This is a genomic window from Ruegeria sp. AK4 (genome assembly GCF_056541025.1).
Genome location: NZ_JBQFXS010000066.1, coordinates 1 through 1,398 on the forward strand (window position 1 = coordinate 1; position 1,398 = coordinate 1,398).

General features: G+C 54.6%; 1 protein-coding gene. It reads right to left on the reverse strand.

The window, feature by feature from the left end:
* A protein-coding gene (locus ACR0EZ_RS25865; protein WP_480617707.1) for an IS3 family transposase occupies positions 1-1,313 on the reverse strand; the annotation gives its coding sequence in 2 pieces (ribosomal slippage) (positions 1-977 and positions 977-1,313; 1,314 coding nt annotated over the 2 pieces). This gene is flagged as partial in the annotation.
* Between the last annotated feature and the right edge of the window lie 85 nt (positions 1,314-1,398).

The following is a 1,398-nucleotide window of genomic DNA, read 5'->3' on the forward strand; positions in this document are numbered from 1 at the left end:
GAGTGTCTTCCGTTTGATCCTTTCTCGTTGTTTCAGAATGGTGTGGCCGCGCCCGAAGTAGACATCAGCGGGCGTGAGGTTTTGTAAGCTTTCGTGGTAACGCCGGTGATTGTAGTGATCGACGAAAGCATCGATCTGCTGCTGGAGGTCACCGGGCAGATAGTAGTTTTCCAGCAAGATGCGGTTCTTCAAGGTCTGGTGCCAGCGCTCGATCTTGCCTTGGGTCTGTGGGTGATATGGCGCGCCTCGAACATGATCCATTTTCTGATCTTCCAGCCATTCTGCAAGCTCACCAGAGATGTAGCTGGACCCGTTGTCACTGAGCAGGCGTGGTTTGTGCCGCCCCGTTGCCTGATCACAGCCTGAGGCTTGCAAGGCGAGGTCCAGTGTGTTGGTCACATCCTCGGTCTTCATCGTCGTACAAAGCTTCCAGGCGATGATGTATCGGCTGTAATCGTCCAGGATCGTGCTGAGATAGAACCATCCCCAGCCGATCACCTTCAGATAGGTAAAGTCGGTCTGCCAGAGCTGGTTCGGCCGTGTCGTCTTGTCGTGGAACTCATCTGCTGCTGACAGAACCACATAGGCTGGGCTGGTGATCAGGTCGTAAGACTTGAGGATGCGATAGACCGAAGCCTCTGACACAAAGTACTTTTCTGTGTCGGTGAAGCGAACAGCTAACTCACGCGGGGAAAGCTCACTTTCCTTCAGTGCCAGGTCCTTGATCTTCTCACGCATTGGCTGCGGAATGCGGTTCCAGACCCGTGATGGCTTGGGACTACGATCCTCAAGCGCCTCAGGACCACCCGACAGATACCGGTCATACCAGCGATAGAAGGTGGTCTTCGGGATGCTCAGCTTTTCCAATATGCGCTTGGTCGGGAGATGCGAACCTTCGACGAGGCGGATGATCTCCAGTTTTTCGGATGCGGGATACCTCATTCGTCGTCGCCCCCATCCGCGATCATGCTTTTTTTGAGCAACCGCAGTTCAAGAGCCTGTTCGGCAACCACTTCCTTCAGATCGCGTGCCTCGCGGCGCAGATCTTTGACCTCGGTCGATGTCGCTGCACGGGCCGTGTCGCCTGCCAGACGTTTCTTGCCGGCTTCAAGGAACTCCTTGGACCAACTGTAGTAGAGGCTCTGGGCAATGCCTTCACGGCGGCACAGCTCTGAAATACTGTCTTCGCCCTTCAGGCCGTCCAGCACAATCCTGATCTTCTCTTCTGCTGAATATTGCTTACGCGTGGCGCGGCGGATGTCTTTTACAACTTTCTCACCGTGGCTCTGCTTGGTTCCGGGTTTCTTTCTCATCTCCACTCCTTGGCGGTTACGATGAGCCAGAAACCCTCTCTTATCAAATCGACCTAAACTGTCCCATTGGCGCTGACGTCAGACA